General features: G+C 57.4%; 18 protein-coding genes. 9 read left to right on the top strand and 9 right to left on the bottom strand.

Annotated features, from left to right (window positions below):
- Positions 1 to 20 precede the first annotated feature (20 nt).
- Both ACO079_RS03415 and ACO079_RS03420 read left to right on the top strand, forming a co-directional pair.
- Positions 21 to 575, top strand: coding sequence for an NYN domain-containing protein (locus ACO079_RS03415; protein WP_421791788.1), 555 nt, complete (start codon positions 21 to 23; stop codon positions 573 to 575).
- Positions 565 to 1,221 carry a uracil-DNA glycosylase gene (locus ACO079_RS03420; RefSeq protein ID WP_421791790.1) on the top strand — a complete coding sequence of 219 codons (657 nt, stop codon included), beginning with the start codon at positions 565 to 567 and terminating at the stop codon, positions 1,219 to 1,221. Before ACO079_RS03415 ends, ACO079_RS03420 begins: the two co-directional genes overlap by 11 nt.
- Here the strand turns inward: ACO079_RS03420 and smpB are convergent.
- Both smpB and dapA read right to left on the bottom strand, forming a co-directional pair.
- Entirely contained in the window at positions 1,218 to 1,682 is a 465-nt protein-coding gene (gene smpB, locus ACO079_RS03425; protein WP_421791791.1) for an SsrA-binding protein SmpB, read from the bottom strand. The genes ACO079_RS03420 and smpB overlap by 4 nt on opposite strands.
- Complete coding sequence (gene dapA, locus ACO079_RS03430; protein ID WP_421791793.1) at positions 1,682 to 2,554, bottom strand: 4-hydroxy-tetrahydrodipicolinate synthase; 873 nt, start codon at positions 2,552 to 2,554, stop codon at positions 1,682 to 1,684. Before dapA ends, smpB begins: the two co-directional genes overlap by 1 nt.
- A 138-nt stretch (positions 2,555 to 2,692) precedes the next feature.
- Between dapA and ACO079_RS03435 the strand changes: the two genes are divergently transcribed.
- Positions 2,693 to 4,729 (top strand): transglycosylase SLT domain-containing protein, encoded by a 2,037-nt coding sequence (locus ACO079_RS03435; RefSeq protein ID WP_421791795.1) that lies wholly within the window; start codon positions 2,693 to 2,695, stop codon positions 4,727 to 4,729.
- On the opposite strand, the gene ACO079_RS03440 is transcribed toward ACO079_RS03435, so the two are convergent.
- Positions 4,726 to 5,706 (bottom strand): threonine ammonia-lyase, encoded by a 981-nt coding sequence (locus ACO079_RS03440; RefSeq protein ID WP_421791796.1) that lies wholly within the window; start codon positions 5,704 to 5,706, stop codon positions 4,726 to 4,728. The genes ACO079_RS03435 and ACO079_RS03440 overlap by 4 nt on opposite strands.
- Before the next feature lie 129 nt (positions 5,707 to 5,835).
- On the opposite strand from ACO079_RS03440, the gene ACO079_RS03445 reads away from it, so the two are divergent.
- Together ACO079_RS03445 and ACO079_RS03450 are read left to right on the top strand one after the other, a co-directional pair.
- Entirely contained in the window at positions 5,836 to 7,488 is a 1,653-nt protein-coding gene (locus tag ACO079_RS03445; protein WP_421791798.1) for a long-chain-fatty-acid--CoA ligase, read from the top strand.
- A gap of 203 nt (positions 7,489 to 7,691) precedes the next feature.
- Complete coding sequence (locus ACO079_RS03450; protein ID WP_421791799.1) at positions 7,692 to 7,871, top strand: superinfection immunity protein; 180 nt, start codon at positions 7,692 to 7,694, stop codon at positions 7,869 to 7,871.
- Here ACO079_RS03450 and ACO079_RS03455 read toward each other — a convergent pair.
- A complete protein-coding gene (locus ACO079_RS03455; RefSeq protein ID WP_421791801.1) occupies positions 7,868 to 8,308 on the bottom strand; it encodes a hypothetical protein in 441 nt (146 codons plus the stop codon). The two genes, ACO079_RS03450 and ACO079_RS03455, sit on opposite strands and share 4 nt — an antisense overlap.
- A 5-nt stretch (positions 8,309 to 8,313) precedes the next feature.
- Positions 8,314 to 8,985, bottom strand: coding sequence for a nitroreductase family protein (locus ACO079_RS03460; RefSeq protein ID WP_421791803.1), 672 nt, complete (start codon positions 8,983 to 8,985; stop codon positions 8,314 to 8,316).
- Between the two features lie 189 nt (positions 8,986 to 9,174).
- On the opposite strand from ACO079_RS03460, the gene ACO079_RS03465 reads away from it, so the two are divergent.
- The gene (locus ACO079_RS03465; protein WP_421791805.1) at positions 9,175 to 9,318 is read left to right on the top strand and encodes a hypothetical protein; all 144 of its coding nucleotides are present in this window, start codon (positions 9,175 to 9,177) and stop codon (positions 9,316 to 9,318) included.
- A 48-nt stretch (positions 9,319 to 9,366) separates the two neighbouring features.
- Here ACO079_RS03465 and tdh read toward each other — a convergent pair whose 3' ends face one another.
- From tdh to ACO079_RS03485, 4 genes are all read right to left on the bottom strand, one after another.
- The gene (tdh, locus tag ACO079_RS03470) at positions 9,367 to 10,398 is read right to left on the bottom strand and encodes an L-threonine 3-dehydrogenase (protein ID WP_421791807.1); all 1,032 of its coding nucleotides are present in this window, start codon (positions 10,396 to 10,398) and stop codon (positions 9,367 to 9,369) included.
- Complete coding sequence (locus ACO079_RS03475) at positions 10,370 to 11,143, bottom strand: hypothetical protein (protein WP_421791809.1); 774 nt, start codon at positions 11,141 to 11,143, stop codon at positions 10,370 to 10,372. The genes tdh and ACO079_RS03475 overlap by 29 nt, the downstream gene beginning before the upstream one ends.
- 173 nt (positions 11,144 to 11,316) lie before the next feature.
- Positions 11,317 to 12,525, bottom strand: coding sequence for a hypothetical protein (locus tag ACO079_RS03480; protein WP_421791811.1), 1,209 nt, complete (start codon positions 12,523 to 12,525; stop codon positions 11,317 to 11,319).
- Between the two features lie 127 nt (positions 12,526 to 12,652).
- The gene (locus ACO079_RS03485; RefSeq protein ID WP_421791812.1) at positions 12,653 to 13,855 is read right to left on the bottom strand and encodes a glycine C-acetyltransferase; all 1,203 of its coding nucleotides are present in this window, start codon (positions 13,853 to 13,855) and stop codon (positions 12,653 to 12,655) included.
- A gap of 206 nt (positions 13,856 to 14,061) precedes the next feature.
- On the opposite strand from ACO079_RS03485, the gene ACO079_RS03490 reads away from it, so the two are divergent.
- The 3 genes from ACO079_RS03490 to ACO079_RS03500 are packed head-to-tail and all read left to right on the top strand — an operon-like array spanning position 14,062 to position 18,753.
- Entirely contained in the window at positions 14,062 to 15,867 is a 1,806-nt protein-coding gene (locus tag ACO079_RS03490) for an FAD-dependent oxidoreductase (protein WP_421791814.1), read from the top strand.
- Entirely contained in the window at positions 15,864 to 17,699 is a 1,836-nt protein-coding gene (locus tag ACO079_RS03495) for a 2-oxoacid:acceptor oxidoreductase subunit alpha (protein ID WP_421791816.1), read from the top strand. Before ACO079_RS03490 ends, ACO079_RS03495 begins: the two co-directional genes overlap by 4 nt.
- Before the next feature lie 4 nt (positions 17,700 to 17,703).
- Positions 17,704 to 18,753, top strand: a complete 1,050-nt coding sequence (locus ACO079_RS03500) for a 2-oxoacid:ferredoxin oxidoreductase subunit beta (RefSeq protein ID WP_421791818.1) — start codon at positions 17,704 to 17,706, stop codon at positions 18,751 to 18,753.
- The last annotated feature ends 592 nt before the right edge of the window (positions 18,754 to 19,345 follow it).

Here is a 19,345-nt window from a genome sequence, read left to right on the forward strand (position 1 = left end):
TTGCATCACGGAATTTGATTATGACCTTTTATCCTAATGAACGCATCGGCCTCTTTATTGACGGGGCCAATCTTTATTCGACATCCAAATCGCTCGATTTTGATATTGATTACCGCAAACTGTTGGAAGAATTCAAGAAACGTGGCCGATTGACACGGGCGAACTATTACACGGCCCTCCTCGAGAATGAGGACTTCACACCGCTGAAGCCGCTGGTCGACTGGCTGGATTATAATGGCTTCAACGTGGTCACGAAGCCGACCAAGGAATTTACCGACGATAGCGGTCGCCGCCGGATCAAGGGTGATATGGATGTTGAACTCGCCGTCGATATCGTTCTTGCTGCTAGCTATCTCGATCATATCATTCTGTTTTCTGGAGATGGTGATTTTCGCTATGCCGTCGATCAATGCCAGCGCAAGGGCGCACGCGTGACGGTCGTGTCCTCCATGAAGGCCAGGCCGCCCATGATTTCTGATGATCTGCGCCGCCAGGCGGACGGATTTATTGATCTCGCGGATCTTGAGAAAATGATCGGCCGGGAGGGCGGACGTCCGCAACGCAATGACGACTAACGTCCCGCCCGAAGCGCCTCTGGATTGTCCGCTTTGTCCGCGACTGGTTCAGTTTCGCAAGGACAATGCGGTGAAGTATCCAGAGTTCCACAACGCCCCTGTTGAGTCTTTTGGGGATGAAAACGCCCGGCTTTTGATCGTAGGTTTGGCGCCGGGGCTTAAAGGAGCCAACCAGACAGGGCGGCCCTTCACCGGCGATTTTGCCGGCGATCTGCTTTATGCCACGCTGGAAAAGGCCGGTTTTACCCGCGGAACGTATGCCGGCCATGCAGGAGACGGGCTGGATCTCGAAGATGTCATGATCACCAATGCGGTACGTTGCGTGCCGCCGGAAAACAAGCCGGTCGGCGCAGAGGCCAATGCCTGCCGACCCTTTCTGACCAGCCGGATTGCCGCCTTGTCCCGGCTGAAAGCGCTGCTTTGTCTCGGTAAAATTTCACACGACAACACGCTGCGCGCGCTTGGACAAAGGGTCGCCGCCATGAAGTTTGCCCACCAGGCCGCTCAGGACTTCGGGATCGAAGGGCGCAATTTGCGAATTTTCGATAGCTATCACTGCTCGCGATACAATACGAATACGGGCCGCCTCACCGAAGAGATGTTCGAGGCTGTGTTCGCGGATATCAGAAAGTATCTGGACGGCTAACCGTAATTCTTGATCAAGCGGGATTTCTGACGATCCCAATCTCGCCGCTTGACGGTTTCGCGCTTGTCGATGGTTTTCTTACCCTTCGCCAGCCCGATTAGAAGCTTGGCCAGCCCGCGATCATTGAAATAAAGCCGCAAGGGGATGATCGTCCGGCCTTCGCGGGCGACGGCGCCCAAAAGCTTGGCGATCTCTTTCTTTTTCAACAGTAATTTCCGGCGGCGGCGCGGTTCATGATTGAACTGGTTGGCACCCGCATAGGGCGGGATATCCGCATTGATGAGAAAAATTTCTTCGCCCTCCGGGCCGACATAGGCCTCGGCGATGTTCGCACGCCCATTGCGCAGGGATTTGACCTCGCTGCCCTGCAGCGCAATCCCCGCTTCAAACGTCTCCTCAATCTCATAGTCGAAACGCGCACGCCGGTTAATAGCGATCGCGCCGTCTTTTTTCTGGGGCATCAGATCAATCCGGCGTATTCCATGGCCGCTTTCACCTCTGCTTTCACCTCCTCGGGAGGTTCGGTCAGCGGCAAGCGCACCTCAGGTAAGCACAAACCCAGCAAACTCAAGGCGTATTTCGCGGGGCCGGGGCTGGGTGACAGGAAAAGTGCCCGATGAAGTGGCTGAAGTTGATCGCCGATTTCCAGCGCTTCCTGATAATCGCCCGACAGCGTCGCATTCTGCATTTGCGCACACAAAGCTGGCGCGACATTCGACGAAACCGAGATGCAGCCAGTTCCGCCTTCTGCATTGTATCCAATGGCCGTCGGGTCCTCACCGGACAGCTGGATGAAGTCCGCACCGATCAGGCGTCGATGAGCGCCCAGCCGGGTGAGATCACCCGTGGCGTCCTTGACGCCAACCACGCCGGGCAGTTCCGCAATCCGTGCCATGGTTTCAGGCGTTATATCCACGATGGAGCGGCCGGGAATGTTATAGACGATGATGGGTAAGTCAGCACTTTGTGCGATCGCTTCAAAATGCCGGAGCAGGCCGTCTTGTGAGGGTTTGTTGTAGTAAGGTGCGACCACCAGAGAGCCATCCACACCGGCGGCTTTCGCCCATTTGTGCATCTCGATGGTCGCGGCCGTATTGTTTGACCCGGTTCCAGCAATCACTGGCACCGCGCCATTGGCGACCTCGACTGTCAGTTCGATAACCCGCTTCTTCTCATCCAGAGTCAGGCAGGGGCTTTCGCCGGTTGTGCCCACCGGCACGAGGCCATGCGTGCCCTCATCAATCTGGCGCTGCACCAGCGCCTGAAAAGCGGCGTCATCAACGGCACCATTCTTGAATGGAGTCACCAGCGCTGTAAGGGATCCGGAAAACATGGGTAATCAACCTGACAAAGTTTTTACTGGTCATCAGCCTATCGAACGCCAGATTAGCGGCCAAGGCCGCATAACGGCTCTGGACAGTAACAAGGCGCGCGCCATGATGGCGCCTCCTTTGCGGACATGATGAGTGCAATGCGATTTTTCTCTCAACTGGTCCTGATTACCGGCCTGCTGGCAATCCTTCTGCCGGCGGATGCCCAGTCACCTGATCCGCGCCTGCGCCCTGACCGTCCTAACCCTTCCAGATATCTGGATCAGCATGATTTTTTCATGCTTGAGCGTGGACTTGAAGCCTCCGAAGACGGGGAATGGGGATTGGTTCGCGACACAAGGCGGCGGATATCCGATTCCGTCGCCAGCAACATTCTGCTCTGGCGAATCGCGACCTCTGATGAAGACGCGACCTTTATGGAGCTCGATCTCGCTCTTGAGGAGCTGGAAGGCTGGCCGCAGTACACCACCATCCGCACCGAAGCCGAATTCAAGATTTCAACGTCGGGCCTGTCGCCGGAATTCATCGTCAACTGGTTTGAAGGCAATGAACCGGTCTCTGGTGAAGGCAAGATTGCATTGGGCGAGGCGTTGCGCGCATCCGGCCGCCTTGCGGAAGCTGTCCCCTATATTCGCGACGCCTGGCGCAATCACACATTCCGGCTTTACCGCCAGGATGAGATTTTCGACGCCCATGAAGATATCCTGACCCTTTCCGATCATGACGCGCGCGTTGATTTTCTGCTTTGGCGGGGACAACGCTCCGCAGCCCGCCGTCTTCGCAGCGAGCTCGACAATCCCAATCGCGCCCTGCTGGATGCGCGAATTGCGCTTGCTGCCCGGCAGAGCGGCGTGAATGCAGCCGTAGCCCGTGTTCCCGCAGGGCTCGCCAACCATCCCGGCCTGATTTATGAGCGCGCGCGCTGGCGCCGCCGGGCCAATCTGGATGAAGGCGCGCTGGAAATGTTGTTGCAGCTTCCTGATACACATGACGATCCGGCCGCGCTGGATGATATGTGGCTGGAACGCCGCTTGATGATCCTCAATCTGATCCGGGATCGTGAATATGCCACAGCGTATCGGCTCGCTTCGGCCCATGGCATGGAACATGGCGTAGACTTTGCCGACGCGGAATTCGTCTCCGGTTGGCTGGCCTTGCGTTATCTTGACCGTCCGGAAGACGCGCTGAACCATTTCACTCGTCTCGAAACCGGCGTGACTTTCCCGGTCTCGGTTGCCCGCGCCCGTTATTGGCAAGGCCGGGCTGCGGAAGATTTGGGTCGGACAGAAGACGCACTCGAATTTTACCGGCTTTCTGCCGTTCACCTCACCACATTCTACGGCCAGATGGCACACGTGCGCCTGGCAGAGAATGGCCGCCCGCTTATGGAATTGGCCCCGCCGCCGCTGATCACCGAGGGCACACGGATCCGTTTCGAATCCCGGCCGGTCACACGCGCCTTGCGACTGCTGGCCGAACAGAATGAAGATTATTTTTTCCGCGTCTTCAGCTATCATTTTGATGACGAGCTGGAGGACGCCGCTGAAAGCCGCCTCCTCGCTCAATTGACGCAGGAATATGGCTATTTGCGCCAGGGCGTTCGTGCGGCCAAAGCGGCCAGCTATCGTTGGAATATCCTGCCGGAAGAAAGCTATCCGGTCGTCGATCTGCCGCCTTCTGGCTATGGGGATCCGGAGCCCGCGCTCTCACATGCCATCATTCGGCAGGAAACAGAGTTTGATCCGCGCGCTGTATCCGGTGCCGGGGCCCGCGGCATGATGCAGATGATGCCGGCCACAGCCCGCCAAACGGCCCGGCGCATGGGCCTGCCCTATCGGTATGAGTCGCTCACCTATGACGCTGAATACAATATGCGCCTGGGCCAGTATCACTTGCAGGAAGTGATCGATGAGTTCGATGGCAGCTACATCCTCGCCATGGCGGCCTATAATGCCGGCGGACACCGGGCGCGGCGCTGGATCCAGGACTATGGCGACCCGCGAACCGACGAGATCGACCCGATCGACTGGATTGAATCTATCCCATTCTCTGAAACGCGGAACTATGTCCAACGCGTGATGGAGAATGTGCAGGTCTATCGGTGGCGTCTGGGCGATGGGCAGCCCGTGCCGCTGGAACTTGAATATGATCTTCGCCGCGGCGCAGGGTATTTCTAGACGAATTCCAGCGCCTGCCGGAAAATCGCGGGATCGACATTGCCGCCGGTCACGACCACCACGGTTGTCTTGTCTTTCGTGTCGATCTGACCGTTGAAAAGGCTGGCAAAAGCGGTGGAGCCGCCGGGCTCCGCGACCAGTTTCAATTGCTTCCACTGGAAGGCGATGGCGCGCAGCGTATCGTCATCACTGGCGGTCACGGCTCCGGTGAGCTGTTTCCGGTTGAGTTGAAAGGTTAGCCGACCCGGCTCCGGTGTAATAATCGCATCCTGGATGGAACCGGATTTCCGGGCATTCGCAACCCAATCGCCTGCTTCCAAGGACCGTTTGTGATCATCGAAGCCTTCTGGCTCTGCCGCCCAGAGCTCGCAACGGGGAAAATGCTGCCTTATTGCTAAACCCGATCCGCCAATCAGCCCGCCGCCCCCTGTGCAGCACACAAATTGATCGGGGTTCAGCCCCCGCGCCGTTAAATCTTCCGCCACTTCGAGACCGACCGTGCCCTGCCCGGCCATGATATAAATATCATCATAGGAGGGCACCAAGGTCGCGCCCTGTTCTTCGACCAACCGGGCTGAAATCTCTTCCCGGCTTTCGGTCTCGCGGTCATAGGGCACGATTGTGCCACCGAACCGTTTCACCCCTTCGGCTTTAATCGCCGGGGCATCCGACGGCATGACAATGGTGGCGGGTATGCCCAGCAGCCTGGCCGCCAACGCGACGCCCTGGGCATGATTACCGGACGAGAACGCCACAACGCCCTTGGCTCGCTCAGCCTCGTTCAAGCGCGACAGGCGATTATACGCCCCGCGGAATTTGAACGAGCCGGTGCGTTGTAGACATTCCGGCTTGATTAGCACTCGCCCGCCCAGCTGGGCATTCAATACATCATTTTCCAGCAAGGGTGTTCGCACCGCCTCGCCCTTGATCTGGCGTGCGGCCTCCAGAACGTCCTCATAGGTTGGCAGACCGGTCATTGCTGAAACTCCCTACTGGCAATGCCTGTATTCGCTTTTAAAAAGACACGCAAAGGCGTTGCGCTGTGGCCGCAAGACAGGCTTGAATACGTTCAGGTCCGCAAGTCGGACAAAACCGGGGAGAATGACATGATGCTGAAGGGCGAGATGATGGATGCCCCCCTGATGATTTCAGGGATTTTGAAACATGCCGACAATTGCCATGGCGACCGGGAGATCGTCAGCCGCCTGCCGGAAGATCTTTCGACACATCGCTATGGCTATTCCGAGGCTCATACCCGCACGCGTCAGCTGGCAAATGCGTTGACGAAAAAGCTCAAGATCAAACAGTCCGACCGGGTCTCCACGATTGCCTGGAATACGCACCGGCATTTCGAGCTTTATTACGGCGTGTCGGGCATCGGTGCCGTGGTCCATACGGTCAATCCCCGTCTCGACCCTGCGCAGATCATCTGGATCCTCAATCATGCCCAATCCAAAGCCGTCTTCTTTGACAAGACCTTTGCGCCGCTGATTGATGGCATCGCCAAGCATTGCAAAACGGTGAAGCACTGGGTGTTGATGACGGACTCCAATCACACCAAGGATGTCCAGACCAAATGCCTCGCCTATGAAGACCTGATCGACGCGCAAAAGCCCGACTATGACTGGCCGGAGTTTGATGAGCGCGCCGCCGCTGGCCTTTGTTATACGTCCGGCACCACGGGTGATCCCAAAGGCGTCTTGTATTCCCACCGCTCCACTCTCTTACATGCCATGACGACCTGCGCTGCAGACGTCATCGGTGTGGGCGCGCAAGGCGTGCTCTGCCCCGTGGTTCCCATGTTCCACGTCAATGCCTGGGGCATCCCTTATGCAGCGCCGATGGCGGGGGCGAAGCTGGTTATGCCCGGGCCACGCCTTGATGGGGCGGGCCTGCATGAAATGATCGAGGAAGAGGGCGTCAATTATGTCGCCGGTGTTCCAACCGTCTGGCTCGGCCTGCTGCAATATCTGCGCGAGAACAACAAGCGCATCGATGGCATCGAACGAGTCCTGATCGGCGGGTCGGCTCTGCCAGAGGCCCTGCTCCGCGTCTTTGAGGACGAATATGGCGTGACCATGCAGCAAGGCTGGGGCATGACCGAGATGAGCCCGCTGGGCACGGTTAACACCCCGTTGGCCAAACATATCGGCATAGACCGCGAAGACGAGGTCAAGCTGAAGCTGAAACAGGGCCGTCTCGTTTATGGTGTGGAAATGCGCATCGTTGACGATGAAGGCAATGAAATGCCTTGGGATGGTAAATCCTCTGGTCACGTCCAGGTACGCGGCCCGTGGATTGCTTCGGGCTATTACCGGGGCGCTGGCGTGGAAGCCTTCACCGATGATGGTTGGATGCGCACCGGCGACGTCGCCCACCTTGATTCCGATGGTTTCATGACCATCACCGACCGGTCCAAGGATGTCATCAAGACCGGTGGCGAATGGGTCTCCTCTATTGATCTCGAAAATGCCGCCATGGGCCATCCCAGCGTTGCCATGGCCGCTGCCATCGGCATGCCGCACCCGAAATGGGACGAACGCCCGCTGCTGATCGTGCAGCTCGCCCCCGGCGCAGAGCCGGATGGCGACAGCATCAAGGAATACCTCGCCGGCGTCGTGCCCAAGCTGTGGATCCCCGATGATGTCCAGTTCATCGAGGAAATGCCGATCGGCGCGACGGGTAAAATCCTGAAAACCAAGCTGCGGGAAATGTTCAAGGACTACCAATTCCCGGGCACGGAAGGCATGGGGGCTTAAAACCCATGTCGTCATCCCGGACGGGCGCAAGCCTGATCCGGGACCCATGCCGGACTGGCGACGTTTTAGCATGGGTTCCGGGCTCGCACATCGTGCGCCCCGGAATGACGGGATTTTCTAACCATCAATCCCCCTGCCCGGCTCTTGCGCACCTGGTCGGACTCACTTATGTTTTTATCGAAATTCGATAAGGAGTGAGTTTGATGGAACTCATCGTGCTAATCGCGATGTTCTTTTTGCCCAGCTTGATCGCACTGGTGCGCAGCCACCATAATGCGTTCGCAATCTTTCTGACCAACTTCCTGTTGGGCTGGACGCTGATTGGCTGGATTATCGCCCTGATCTGGTCGACGACGTCGACCCGGCAACGCGTCGCGGCTTAAACCTCGCCTCTCAAACGGGTGCGCAGATCATGGCGCTGTTCATACATGCGCCGAGCCGTCTTCGCATACCAGCCCGTCCGCCAGCCGGCATCGACGGTAATTTCGTCGCGATGCCGGCAACCACCACCGTCCAACGGTTCTATGGTCAAAACATGATCATGCCGCTTGGCCATCGTGCCATGTTCGCGGCTCACCAGCCGCCGGGCGGCATCATCACGGTCCATCACGTCGATATGCCAGCGCCCGATCGGCAACCAGCCATATAGGCGCAGTTTCAGATCTATCGATTGCCCCGCAAAGGCCTCGCCAGTCGGCAAGCCCTCATAGGTCACTTGCGAGGACATGGCCTCGGCCAGCTCGTCGAATTTCACGATCTCTGCAAAATGTGCGTCTGCCTCCATCGCATAATCGCGTTCAACGACGAAAGTGACGGCCATGAGATTTACTCGATGAATTCAGCGATGTCCGACAGGGGCTTTTTGATCAGCGCATGTTCCGGCACGGTTGCGCCATCTGCCGGATAGCCCGCCACGATCAGCATGTAGGGCTTTTCATCCTTGGGCCGGTTACAGATCTCCGACACGAAGGTCATCGGATTGGGCGTGTGGGTCAGCGTCACCAGACCGGCGCGATGCAAAGCGGTTAAGAGCATGCCGCAGGCAATGCCGACGCTCTCACTTACATAGTAATTCTTCTTGTTTTCCCCGGCCGTCACGCCTCCGCGCCGCTGTGCGAACACAGCGATGATCCAGGGCGCGATTTCCAGATAGGGCTTGTGATCATCCGTGCCGAGCGGTTCCAGCGCATCCAGCCACTCCTGACTGGCTTTCTCCTGATAAAAAGCGCGTTCTTCGGCCTCGGCGGCCTCGCGCAGCTTGGTACGCAATGGCCCCTTCCCCAGCACGGAGAAAAACCAGGGCTGGTGATTGGCGCCCGAGGGCGCGGTTCCCGCCGCCAGAATCGCATTTTCGATAATCTCGCGCGGCACATCCCGGCCGGAAAACTCCCGCACCGTGCGGCGCTTCTTGATATCGGCATAGAAAGCTTCCGCCTCCGCCGTCATGTCGTCGAGCGGCTTTTCGGTGAATTCTAGCGGGAGGCGGGTGTCGGTCATGGATAACTCACTAATACGAATAGATTAATCGCTATGAATCCGACCGGAACTGCGACCATTAGAACCTTGGCGGCAATGCGACGTCTTGTTGTCACAGTATGCGGCGATTTACCATTCTCCCATAACCAGACGATACCGCCAGCAATTTGCGAGATACCGGCTCCGAACAACATCACTGAAGCGATCATCATGACCGTGGATATTTCGGACGAGTTTGCCGACAAGCCGTTCGAGAAAGCGCCTACGGCGGCAAATGGTAATGCCAATCCGAATACGATTACGCTACAGACCACGAGCTTCAATGTCGCGAGTGAAATCGCCGCCCAGCCTTGAGGTGGAGGATATTTGAGACCTGTCATTCGCTTGTTTGCTTAAAGTATTCTACCCCCAATCCAACACCACCTTGCCCGACTTGCCCGAGCGCATGGCATCGAACCCGGCCTGAAAATCATCCACCGGCAGGCGGTGGGTAATCACTTTGGACACATCCAGACCTGATTGCAGCATGGACAGCATTTTATACCAGGTCTCAAACATTTCGCGGCCATAAACGCCCTTCACGGTCAGCGCCTTAAAAATGATGTCGGCGAAATTGATGTCATAGGCCCGCGCGGGCGTGCCCAGCATGGCAACCTTGCCGCCCATCACCATGGAATCGAGCATTTGCTGGAAGGCAGGTTGCGCGCCCGACATTTCAAGACCGACATCAAAGCCTTCGCGCATTTTTAATTCGGCCATCACCACGCTGAGCTCTTCCTTGCCGACATTCACCGGCCGCAGATTTGGCACCACATCTTCGGCCAGTTTCAACCGGTCCGGATTAATATCCGTCAGCACCACATGACGGGCCCCGGCATGACGCGCGACAGCGGCCGCCATAATGCCGATAGGCCCGGCCCCGGTGACCAGAACATCCTCGCCGACCAGATCAAACTGCAGCGCGGTGTGTACCGCATTGCCCAGCGGATCGAGGATGGCACCAATCTCATCGGGCACTTCGTCGGGCAGTTCGACCACGTTAAACGCTGGCAGGCTGAGATATTCGGCAAACGCGCCGGGAATATTGACGCCAATGCCCTTGGTATCGGGATCAAGGTGAAACTTGCCGGCCCGCGCGGCACGAGACGCGCCACCGATGATATGCCCCTCACCCGACACGCGCTGGCCCGGCTTGATGCGTTTCACGTCTTCACCAACAGCCTCGACCACGCCGGCATATTCATGGCCCACCACCATGGGCGCGGGCACGTTTTTCTGCGCCCATTCATCCCAGTTATAGATGTGGATGTCTGTGCCGCAGATGGCCGTTTTCTTGATCTTGATGAGCACATCATCCGGGCCGATTTCCGGCATCGGCGCGTCCTCGATCATCCAGATTCCAGGTTCAGCTTTCGACTTGGCGAGGGCTTTCATTTGTAGGCTCCGTCCGGCGGAATGACTGGACGAGGAAATAAACCGCCATCAGCGGAATGGCGAGAAAGAAAACAGCAATCGTCTGCGCCATGAACTCGATGGTCGGTCCGGTGGGATCGATAAAGCGGGCGTAGCTGGTTACCAGTGCGGGGATCAATAACAGACCTCCCATAATCAGATATCCATTCATGGCGAACAGAATACCGATCATTAAAACCGAAACGCCGATCATCCCCCACTTTCGCCAAGCCGCAGAGGTCACTGATTCTGCCACGCGGCTTTCCGCACGAGGCAGCGCGCTGTCCTCGTCCATCACCATAATAATTGCGCGGTCGATCATTTCATTTTCATAGAAGTCCCTGCTCGTAATCCCGTGCGGTAGAAGAATTAACACCGGCAACATGGGACCAATTACAGCCCACCTATTCGAGGCTCGACCCGAAAATTTCAGAGTTAGAAATGCTATGAAAACTGTAACCAACCCCGCATACGCCCAGGGAAAGAACTGATCGATATACTGCACGACATAGATATGCCGGCGCATATCCTCATTTTCGAGGCCCCGAACAAAGGCGAGGTCCGCCGCATCTCTGGGAAATTCCATTGCCAAAATGGGCGTTGAAAATCCGTTCGGCAGCTCGAACTGGTCCGGCAACGGAACTTCCTGGATTTTCATCGCTAGAAAGATCGTGGCCGCCGCAAAGACCAGCGTCAGAACCAAAAATCCGCGTTGCAGCCAGATCATTAAACGCCTCCCCAAGCGGCAACTTTAAGCGGACTATTCAATCAGGAAAAGGCTCAACTCTCTCGTCATCCCGGGGCGGGCCGGAGGCGCGAGCCCGGGACCCATTCCGGAACGTCATCATTCACGGCATGGGTCCCGGAACAGGCCAGAGCCTGCCCGGGATGACGTTGTGACTAACCTTCGACGTGGCTGACCGGCGGGAAGACCCGCGCCAGCGGACCCTCAGAGGGTACAGGCGCCAGCAAGATGCTGCGCACAGGGTTCCAGGCCGCGCCCAGAAGGACCACCACCGCGCCCAGCGACAACAAGGTAATCGCGACGACGGTCGGCGTTTCCAACCCGGCCTGATTAACGATCACGGCAATCGAGATACCCGCTGTCAGCAAACCCGAGACGATCAGGGCCCGTCGATTGATCAACAGGGAGACGAGCGCAAAGATCGCAATCACGACCAGCGCGGTGACGGCCAGCTGGGTGGCATTGCCGCCATCCGAGCCCATAGCCGCCAACAGGTTGATGGCTTCCGGATTGGCAAAGTCGGCCTCATCAAAAGTCCAGCCGATTTGCACCACATTCAACACCGCCGATAACAGGATCGGCGCAGCAAAGAAGTGAAGCCAGAACGCTGTACCCGAAAGCCGCGTTGTGCGTTGCGGATCACGGGCATCAAATACGATCCCCGCCAGCAAGAGCGCGGCCCCGATGGCGACATTCAGGGCCGGTGCGTACATGCCCGCCGTGTAGGGATCGATCGTAAACAGGGTCAGCGCCGCCAGGGTCGCTAGCCCAACACCCATCAATCCACCGGCAAACGGCAGGCGGAAGCTGAAATAAAACATGGCGACCGGCACCAGAGCGGCCAGTCCGGCGACAATCGGAAGGATCCGCAGCGCGATCGGAACCTCCGCCAGCACCAGATTGACCGTGTCGCGATTGAATTCCATGTCATCGGCAAAGCCGAACCGGCCCTCAAACGTGCCCTCGCCGATATTCAGCCCGTGCTGCAGGAATTGTGCATAGGCCCATACCAAAACGATGGTGACCGAAACCGTAAACGCCCCGCACAGAAAGATACCCGGCAAAATACGCCTTTGCCGGCCCACCAGCACGGCGGACAAAAGCCAGGTGACAATAGCGATGCCGCCAATCAGGCCCATCAGCGCCATTTGCCAGCGCAAGCTGCCCTCTTCGATCTCCAACCCGCTCATAACGGTGCCCGCGCCGACGCCCAGGCCGCCGAGCAGAATCAGCACACCGATTGTGGTGAAGATGTCGTGGAAATTATTCAGGAAGGGCAGCATCTCGTCAGACGGACGCGCGCTGCTGGCGGGCGGGGATGATGGCGCAGAGTCTGCTGCGCTGTCGGTTGACGGTTCAGACATCAAAACCTCCTCGGCAAGTCACTTGCCGCTTTGATGCCCCCCAGCAGTCAAACAGATGCAGATTCGCTTCCCACGGCGAAGATGTAAGCGAATTGGTACAGGATTATGACCGGAATGTCATGGGGGTTTAGACCACCCCCAATTCCTTCCCGACCTTCGTAAACGCCTCAACCGCCCGGTGGATCTGATCCGGTGAATGCGCCGCGCTCATCTGGGTGCGGATGCGCGCCTTGCCCTTGGGCACGACGGGATAGAAGAAGCCGATCACATAAACGCCCTCCTCCATCAGCCGGTCCGCCATTTTCTGGCTCAACGCGGCATCGCCCAGCATGACCGGAATGATCGGATGTTCACCCGGCAACAGTTCGAACCCGGCCTTGGTCATACCCGTGCGGAATTGCTTGGCATTGGCAAACAGCTGCGCGCGCAGATCATCGCCGTTTTCCACCAGTTCCAGCGCTTTCAGCGAGGCCCCGGCAATCGACGGTGCGAGGGAATTGGAGAACAGGTAAGGCCGTGAGCGCTGACGTAAGAGATCAATGATCTCCTTGCGCGCCGCGGTAAAGCCGCCCATCGCCCCGCCCAGCGCCTTGCCCAGCGTGCCGGTAATGATGTCGACCCGGCCCATCACGCCGCAATGCTCCGGCGTGCCCCGGCCTTTGGCGCCCATAAAGCCATGCGCATGGCAGTCATCCACCATCACCAGCGCGCCATACTTGTCCGCCAGATCGCAAATGGATTTCAGATCCGCGATATAGCCATCCATGGAAAACACGCCGTCCGTTACGATCAGCTTATGACGCGCGCCGGCGGCCTCAGCGGCTTTCAGCTGGGTCTCCAGATCCTCCATGTCCGAATTGGCATAGCGGAAGCGCTTGGCCTTACACAGGCGCACGCCATCAATGATGGAGGCATGGTTCAACGCATCGGAAATGATGGCATCTTCGGCTTCCAGCAGCGGCTCGAACACACCGCCATTCGCGTCAAACGCCGCCGCATAAAGGATGGCGTCTTCCTGACCGGTGAAGTTGGCAATCGCCTTTTCCAGTTCTCTGTGAACCGTCTGCGTGCCGCAGATGAAGCGGACAGAGGCAACGCCAAAGCCATAATCATCAAGGGCATCCTTGGCGGCGTGGATCAGTTCCTGATTATCCGCGAGACCCAGATAATTATTGGCGCAGAAATTTATGACATGATCGGTCTTGCCATTGCGCTCGACATTGATCTCGGAAAACTGCGGCGTAGTGATCACCCGCTCGCGTTTATAAAGCCCATCGGCCTCGATCTGTTGCAGCGTATCGGCGAGATGCGAATAAAAGGCGTCAGTCATATCAAAGGGCTCCCTGGGGTGTGGCGCGAGACATAAACGCGCCCGGCACTGCTTTCAATCCACGCAAGATGCGACAAAAACCATATTGCAGGTGCGAAATAGTGCCGGTTTTCCTTGGCATGCGGATCAAATCCGGGTTTAGCTTGCGATTAGCGTAAGTTGGAAGGGAACGGAGCCGTCTGACCGGCTCTGGATATTCGATGGGCATGAAGCCGACCGATACCCTCGATCCGGATTATTTTCACAAGGTTGTGGATTGCCAGTGGGCCTGCCCCGCACACACGCCTGTGCCTGACTATATCCGCTTGATCGCACAGGGCCGTTACACCGAAGCCTATATGGTCAATCGCCGTTCAAACGTGTTTCCGGGCATTCTCGGACGCGTTTGCGACCGCCCATGCGAACCGGCCTGCCGCCGCACGCGGGTGGAAGACGAACCGGTCGCAATCTGCCGGTTAAAGCGCGTGGCCGCCGATCACCGCAGTGAGGTTTCCCACCTCATCCCCAGACCGGAAGCCGCAAATGGCAAGAAAGTCGCGCTGATCGGTGCAGGTCCCGCCTCTCTAACGGTGGCGAATGATCTCGCGCCTCTGGGCTATGACTGCACCATCTTTGAAGCCCACAAAAAGCCGGGCGGTTTGATGATCGCCAACATCCCGTCCTTCCGCCTGCCGCAAAAAGTGCTGGATGACGAGATCGGCTACATTCTCGACATGGGCGTCACGTTGAAGACCGGTCATCGCATCGAGTCCATGAAGGATCTGATGGAGGAAGGCTATCATGCCGTCTTCGTCGGTTCCGGCGCACCCAAGGGCAAGGATCTGAACATTCCTGGACGCGAAGAAGCGTCAGACAACATCCATATCGGCATCCAGTGGCTGGAAGAGGTCGCTTTCGACCATACGGACACCATCGGCAAGCGCGTCCTGATCATCGGCGTTGGCAATACCGCCATGGATTGCTGCCGCACCTCGCTTCGCCTTGGATCCAAAGATGTGAAGGTCATTGCGCGCAAGCCACGTCAGTTCTTCAAGGCCTCGCCCTGGGAGTTGAAAGACGCCGAGCATGAGCGCGTCGAAATCGTGGTGAACCATTCGCCCAAAGCCTTCGTTATCGAAAACGGCAAGCTGACGGGCATGACGTTCGAGGTCATGGAATATGATCTCGACGAGAGCGGGAAGATCACCGGTCAGCGCGTCACGGGTGAGACCACTCTCCCTTGCGATGATGTCATCCTTGCCATCGGACAGGACAATGCTTTTCCCTGGATAGAGCGCGATATCGGCATTGAATTCGACAAGTGGGAAACGCCGATTGTCGACAAGACGACCCACGAATCCACACGTAAGGGCGTATTCTTTGGCGGGGATGCCGCCTTTGGCCCGCTGAACATCATCTGGGCCGTGGAACATGGCCATCAAGCCGCCATCTCCATTCACAAGCATTGCCAGGACGAGGACATTACCGAGCGGTTGCCACGCGGGCTCAATCTGGAAACTGTGAAAATGGGACCGAATGAATGGTCCTATTCCAATGATTATGATCCTCTCCACCGGCGCGAAATGCCGGAAGTTGATCTGGAAGAGCGCTTTAAATCCCTCGATATTGAGGTCGAGCTCGGCTTTACGCCCGAAGAGATCAAGACCGAGGTGGAACGCTGCCTGAATTGCGATATCCAGACGGTGTTCACGGCGCCCGCTTGTACCGAGTGTGACGCCTGCATCGACATCTGCCCGGTTAATTGCCTGACCATCGCGCCTAATGGGGAAGAAGCCGATCTGCGGACACGCTTGTCAGCACCGGCTGAAAACCTTGATCAGGCGCTATGGGTCTCCGAAGACCTGCCGAACACCAGCCGCGTGATGCTGAAAGACGAAGACCTTTGCCTGCATTGCGGCCTGTGCGCCGAGCGCTGCCCCACAGGGGCCTGGGATATGCAGAAATCCACCATCTTCCTGCCGCATGCCGACGACGAGCTTGCCGCAGCCGCCAGCCGGAGAGCCGCGGAATGAATGTGCAAGCCAAAGCCGACGCCTCGAATTCAACCGAGGTAAAGGTCAATGACTTCGTCATCAAGATCGGCAATGTGAACGGCACAGGCTCGGCCTCGGCCAATGGCTTGTTGATGAAGTCCATCTTCCGGATGGGCATCCCCGTTACCGGGAAGAACCTGTTTCCGTCTAACATTCAGGGATTGCCGACCTGGTATGAAATCCGGGTATCCAGGGATGGCTGGACCGCCCGCCGCAGCGACGTCGATCTGATGGTCGCCATGAATCTGGAAAGCTATGAGCAGGACCTGAAATCGGTCTCGCCAGGCGGCACACTGCTTTACGATTCCACCTGGCCGCGCCCGAAATTTTATGGCCGCGAAGACATTACCGTGATCGGTGTTCCGCTTGCCCGGATGACCAATAGCGAGTTTTCGAATGCGCGTACCCGCGTCCTGATGAAAAACATGGCCTATGTCGGCGCGATCGCCGCACTGACAGGCCTGGATATGGCCGCCATTCGCGGCCTGGTGGAAGAAACCTTCAAGGCCAAACCCAAGCTGATCGCGCCGAACATGAAGGCATTGATGCTGGGCTTCGACTATATCCGCGAGCATTATGATCCCCTGCCGCTCCGCTTTGAGCCGATGGATGAGACCAAGGACTGCATCCTGATCGAAGGCAATGACGCGGCAGCGCTGGGCTGTGTCTATGCCGGAGCCACATTCGGGGCCTGGTATCCCATTACACCGTCCACCTCTCTGATGGACGGCTTCAAGGCGCATTGCCAGAAGCTGCGCGTGGACGAGGAAACCGGCAAGAACAATTACTGCATCATCCAGGCTGAAGATGAGTTGTCGGCCGCCGGCATGGTCATCGGCGCCAGCTGGAATGGCGCGCGCGCCTTCACGCCGACTTCCGGGCCTGGCATCTCGCTGATGAGCGAGTTTATCGGTTTTGCCTATTACGCCGAAGTCCCGTCGGTCTTCTTCGATATTCAGCGTGTTGGCCCTTCGACCGGCATGCCCACGCGGACCCAGCAGGGCGATATTCTGCTGGCGGCCTATGCCAGCCATGGCGACACCAAGCACATCGTTCTGTTCCCCGCGGATCCAAAAGAGTGTTTCGAATTATCAGCCGATGCCTTTGATATCGCCGAACGCTTTCAGACGCCTGTTTTTGTTCTGTCCGATCTTGATATCGGCATGAATGAGTGGATGGTGCCACGCTTTGAATGGGAGGATCGCCGCCAACCTGATCGCGGCAAAATTCTGAACGCAGAAGACCTGGAAAAAGTCGAGAAATTCCACCGCTATCTGGATGTGGATGGGGATGGTATTCCCTATCGCACCATTCCGGGCGAACACCCGAAGGGGGCGTATTTCACGCGCGGGTCGGGTCACAACAAATTTGGCGGATACACTGAAGATTCAGGAGCTTATCAGGAGGTTCTCGACCGGATTCTTCAAAAATGGAAGAATGCCGCTGATCACCTTCCTCCGCCGGTCATCAATAAATGCGGCAAGGAAACAAGCCGCGCTATTCTGACGGTTGGCGGGTGTGCAGCAGCCATTGCTGAAGCCGTTCACCAGATGGCCGAAAACGGGCTCGATTTTGACTATCTGCGTGTGAAAGCCTTTCCCTTCCATTCACAGGTCGAAGCCTTCATGGAGGCGTATGATCAGGTCTTTGTGGTGGAACAGAACCGCGATGGCCAGCTGCGCCAGCTTCTGATCAACGAAACTGACGCCCCCAAGGAAAAGCTGATCCCGATCCTCGATTATTCCGGCATGCCCACCGATGTCGATCGCGTCGTGAACATGATCACCGAACACTGCCAGGCTGAGAGCTAGAGATATGGCGTCCATCACAAAACCGCTCGTCGACAAACACCTGCCAAAGAATAAGCAGGGCCTGACCCAACGAGACTACGAAGGTGTCGCGTCCACGCTGTGCGCTGGTTGCGGTCATGATTCCATCACAGCCGCATTTGTAAGAGCGTTCCATGAGCTGGATCTGGAGCCACACCGCGCCGCCAAGATTTCCGGCATTGGCTGTTCATCAAAGACAACCGCTTACTTCCTGGGCCAGTCAAGCGGCATCAATACCGTGCACGGACGTATGCCATCGGTCGCGACGGGGGCCGCCGCCGTAAACCCGGACCTGCATTATATCGGCGTGTCAGGCGATGGAGACTCGCTCTCCATCGGAATGGGACAGTTCGCTCATGCCATCCGACGCAATCTGAACATGCTTTACGTCATCGAGAATAATGGCGTTTATGGCCTCACAAAGGGTCAGTTTTCGGCCTCTGCCGATGTCGGATCACGTGCCAAATATGGCGAAGTGAACGAACAGACCCCGATTGATCCGGTTCGCACCGCCCTCACCCTGGGCGCAACTTTCGTCGCGCGCAGCTTTTCAGGCGATAAGACCCAGCTGGTTCCGCTCATCAAGGCGGGCCTGATGCACAAGGGCTTTGCCCTTATTGATGTGGTCAGTCCTTGCGTCACCTTCAACGACCATGCCGGCTCGACCAAATCCTACGCTCATACCTACAAATATTATCACCCGGTTATCCATGCCGATTTTGTTCCTGAAGAACAGGAAATCACGGCGGAGTATGGCGATGGCGAAGCCATCACCATTCCCATGCACAATGGCGGTGATGTTGTCCTCCGCAAAACAGATAAAAACCATGATCCGCGCGATCGCGATGCGGCCTTTGATCTTTTGAAGAATCTGGAGGGATCAGAGATCCCGACCGGCCTCATCTACATCGATGAAAACCGGCCTGAAATGGGCGAGATGAACCATCTGCCTGATGTGCCGCTCAACGCGATTGACCATTCAAAGCTCTGCCCGGGTTCTGGAAAACTCAAAGAACTGATGGATGGGTATGCTTAGGTCCTGCGTTTTTTGAGGCTATTCTTCGCAGTCACCTCGGCATGAGGTAAGTATTTACTCGTCACCCTCCGACTTGATCGGAGGGTCTCTATGACGAGATCGTTCGGTCAAGCCGGACGATGACGTGGATAAGCCAAACTTATCCCCGCCCTCCAAACCTCCGCCATAATGCCCTCACCTCACGCCTTATGGAGCAGCGGGCTGCAGGCCGTCTGTAGATCTGGGTGAGAGGGGGATGCCTCGAGTGGGGGCGGTGTAACGAACCGTGTCCATGAAAGAGCGCCTGGGCGCGCGTCGTCTCCGGATGAACGGAGGCGTACGGGACACCCTTGCAGGACATGAGGATGGAACAGGTCTTCAGACGAGCCCGGCTAGAAAACCACGGGCAGTGACTCTGGAGAAACCGTCCATCAGTTGGGCACAAAGCATCGTGACCCATGCGGTTCGGCGGGCTGGTTGAAGCCATACCCTAAGCCGTCCCGGACAGGCGATAAGACATCCCGCGCGGGAGGCCTCATAAGCCACCCCACTACAACTTAGATATACGGCTTGCGAGATCCCTCTCGCGCGCTGCTTCTTCTATCTCAAACCT

Source organism: Hyphobacterium sp., assembly GCF_965228115.1.
Classification (GTDB): domain Bacteria; phylum Pseudomonadota; class Alphaproteobacteria; order Caulobacterales; family Maricaulaceae; genus Hyphobacterium.